This window comes from Methanobrevibacter filiformis, assembly GCF_001639265.1.
In the GTDB taxonomy this organism is placed as follows: domain Archaea; phylum Methanobacteriota; class Methanobacteria; order Methanobacteriales; family Methanobacteriaceae; genus Methanacia; species Methanacia filiformis.
Genome location: NZ_LWMT01000086.1, coordinates 1 through 3,823, shown reverse-complemented (window position 1 = coordinate 3,823; position 3,823 = coordinate 1). Strand labels below are relative to the sequence as shown.

General features: G+C 26.5%; 3 protein-coding genes. All 3 read right to left on the bottom strand.

What is annotated here, in order from left to right:
• Positions 1-115 precede the first annotated feature (115 nt).
• Positions 116-1,015, bottom strand: a complete 900-nt coding sequence (locus tag MBFIL_RS02995) for an Rpn family recombination-promoting nuclease/putative transposase (protein WP_066971353.1) — start codon at positions 1,013-1,015, stop codon at positions 116-118.
• 528 nt (positions 1,016-1,543) lie between these two features.
• Positions 1,544-2,398 carry a peptidylprolyl isomerase gene (locus MBFIL_RS02990; protein WP_066971351.1) on the bottom strand — a complete coding sequence of 285 codons (855 nt, stop codon included), beginning with the start codon at positions 2,396-2,398 and terminating at the stop codon, positions 1,544-1,546.
• On the bottom strand, positions 2,389-3,564 hold the full coding sequence (locus MBFIL_RS02985; RefSeq protein WP_066971349.1) for a nucleotidyltransferase family protein: 1,176 nt from the start codon (positions 3,562-3,564) through the stop codon (positions 2,389-2,391). Before MBFIL_RS02985 ends, MBFIL_RS02990 begins: the two co-directional genes overlap by 10 nt.
• Between the last annotated feature and the right edge of the window lie 259 nt (positions 3,565-3,823).

The window sequence follows — 3,823 nt, the reverse complement described above, 5'->3', positions numbered from 1 at the left end:
GGTAACTGTATATAGTTGAGTTCAAACTTTTAAAAAAAGTTTGAACAAAAGCTATTCTTAAATGTAATTATATAACTAAAAATAATAAACATGACAATATAATACTACTCAAACGTTAAAATTTTTCAATTTCATCAATAGAAAGACCTGTGATTTCACTTATCTCATCTAAAGACATATTCTTATTTTTCATATTAATTATATGTTTTCTCTGTAAATTTATTTCTCCTTCTTTTAGTCCTTCCATTTTCCCCTCTATTTTCCCTTCTTTCAGCCCTTCCATCTTCCCTTCTCTTCTGGCTGTGTTCATTGCTGTTGTCATATCTGATAGTGCCATTTCTCTCATTTGGTAAGCACGTAATGCTTCTTTATCTTGTGAAACATAATTTATTCTTTCTTGGGCTTTTCCAATTGCTTCATCCATTTCAATCACATCATCTAATATTTTTTGATCCGTATTTCTATCTAAAAACATTAACCATCTATGTAGTGGATTATTCAAGTCTTTATCTGGCATTTTCCTGAATTTTGGCATCTCTATGAAATGCATTTCTAATAGATTGTTTAGTACATATTCATTATTTGTATCTTCTCGTATATGAAAACTTGTATGAAATAGTGGTAACTGTATATAGTTGAAGTTCAGGAGGTTTATAGTTATTGTTTTTGGTAGTTCTATATAATCTTCCCCTTCGTCTAATGATAGGGAAAATTCTCTGCTCCAGTAATATAGGCTTCTTGGACCCATATTGCCTAGATTTAGTAGTTGTACTTCTATGTTTGTTGTAATGTTTCCATTGATTTTCGCCCGTATGTCTAAAATGCTTTTTTTATCTTTGAGTACTTTCGGAGTTATTGTTTTATTTTCTATTATTTCTATTTCATCTATAGTGAACTTATGACGGGTTTTTTCAAGAACTGCATTGAGGAAAGATACTAACATAATCTCCATTCCTTTTTCACCCATATATTTTAGAAAAAGAGCATCATTTAATGGATTTAATCTATTATTCATAAATTATCACAACTTTTAAATTTTTAATAGCTATTTGATAAATCTTTAAAAAATTTATTACAAACTAAAAAAATAGTATGATTTTAATATATATAAAGTATTACTTTTTTTAATATTAATATTAACACAAAATGAAAAGATATTATCAACATTAAAACAATAGTCATATGATAATGAACAGTACTTTTAAGAATAATTAATATATAATTATGGCTTTAAACTATTTAATTTAACAATAACTTATTTTAAAGAGAATTAAAAATATTATTTGAAACTCTATGCCTATTACTCTATTTAAATTTTTAATATACAAATTATATAAATACTAAATATTATTATAAGCATATGCCTATTAATATCCATGATAGCAATAATAACTTAAAAATAAAAATATTAGTACTATTAAAGCAATAATATAAAAGAAGCAATGAAAATAAGAATTAATAAAAATAATAATAAAAATAAAAAATCAAAAAATAAATTAATTAAATTAATTAAATTAGCTATTAATAATAATTAATTGAAAAATTACTCTTCTGATTCTAGAGGTGTTTCTGTAGTGGTTTTTGGTTCTTCTTCTGCGGTTATTTCTTCTGTTGGTGTTCCTTCTGTAGTTATTTCTTCTGTTGGTGTTCCTTCTATGGTTATTTCTTCAGTTTGTTCTTTAGTTTCTGCTTCAGGTTCTTTTTTCTCGAATTCATCTATGAATTCTACTTTTTCGTAGTCTAAGTTTTCCCAGATGTCTTTAGATATTCTGAATCTTGCAAAAGTAATGTCCATGTAAGATTTTTGGTCGTATTTTGTGATGTCATCTAGTTTTATGCTTACTTTCTTACCATCAATCCTAATTTCGGTTTTATTAATATCTAAATTAGGATAAGCATAATGAAGCTGAATCATACCTTTTATTTTTTCTTCTTCATCTTCAATGATTTTAGAGACAACTACACTGTATTCAAGATTTTTACCTGCTAAATGGTGGTTGAAATCTACTTTAACTCTCCCACCATTAATTGTTAAAATTCTTCCAGTATGACCTTCTGCAGTTACTTCCATACCAGGATATGGATTCATTCCTTGCTTTTTAAACTCTTTCATTGGCACAAGTTGAATTAATTTAGCATCCCTTTGACCAAAACCATTTTCAGGAGTTACATCAATAATTTTACTGTCACCTTCATCTAAACCAACAACAGCATCATCAATAGCTTTTAATAAATGATCTCCACCTACTATAATTGGAATTGGACCATATTGTTTCTGTTCAACAAACAAACCTGCTTCTATTGCAACTTCTTCAGATGTAGTGTCGAATACTTCACCAGTTTCTTTAACCTTTCCTGTAAATTCTAATCTAACAAAATCTCCATATTCTATTGGCATAATTCAATTCTCCTATTAATTTTATCTTTAAAAACATTTAAAACATGCTCATTTTTATAATTTAGAACACGTATGTGAGAAGGATATCCCTCAATATAATTAGATATTATATCATTATTTAGTTTTGTTTCCAATACACTTAAAACCCTATGTTTAAAATGACTACTAAATCCTTGTGAAATAGAAGAGCCCACCTCTTCAACTGTAGTGAAAGGTTTATTTTCACGAATATTAATAATATTATTTGCAGTATTTTCATTTAAAAGATTAAGAGAAGTTAACTCATCAAATGATAACTTATTCGCAGAATTAATTATCTCCTCATCATATCGAATATTGTGAAGTGGAGCACGACCTTCTCTTATCTCTCTTTTTAAAATAGCTATTGATTCTGGAGGTAACATGTCATTTACATTGTTAAGATTGTTAGAATTAATAGCTTGCCTGATTAATGTTCCACTAACTCCTTTAATACGTTCTATAAAAATAAATTTATTTTTAAAGTTAAAATTAATATTTGTTAGTGATTTAGAAAGAGAAACAATGACATAATTATCTTCTTCAAGTTTACCATTAAGTAAAATCTCTTTATTACTCATATCAACAATTTTATAAGGTTTAGGAGACACCCCTACCCCTGAAGATATTCTATCTAAAATAATATCATAACCATCAACTGATTTATACCCTCTAGGAATATAATCAGTATTTAATGATTTAAACATTAAAGCTAAACATAAAGAGTATTGACCAGAACCCATCACTCCCATAGGTGGTCCTTCAACAACTATATCTGCTCCAACATTAATAGCTATTTCTGATCTTGAATATCTGTCGATAGTGTAAGGTACACCTCTTCCACTTCTCTCAAACAAACCTGGTACAATAGCTACAAATATACCATTCGAAATTTTGGATTTAGCCAGTTTCATACAGTGAAAATGACCATTGTGTAAAGGATTGTATTCAGTAAAATCAGCAATAAGTGGAATATCTGTAATATTATGATTATCAGGTATTTCACTAGTATAATTAAAATTACCCTCATTAAATGAATCCATGTTAGGTGAAAGACCTTTTTTATTCTTTTTTATAATAGCTAAATCTTTAAAAAAGGTTTTTCTATCTTTTTTTATAATTGAACTAACAAAGTCATTTGAAGGCATGTTTTTATTTATATTCTTCTTATATTAATAAATATTTTATAAATTAACTTATATATTAAAAAATAGTTTTATAATAATAAATTTAGGAATGCCAAAATAATTTAAATAATTTATGAAAAATATATATCTTATAGGAGATCTTCCATAATTTATTGATTAGTTAATTGATATTTATTGGTTTATATTATGATGATGAAGTAATATTAAGTTAAAATAAGGATTATTATTTAGTTTATTGGGTTTTAAGTGATTTATGTTT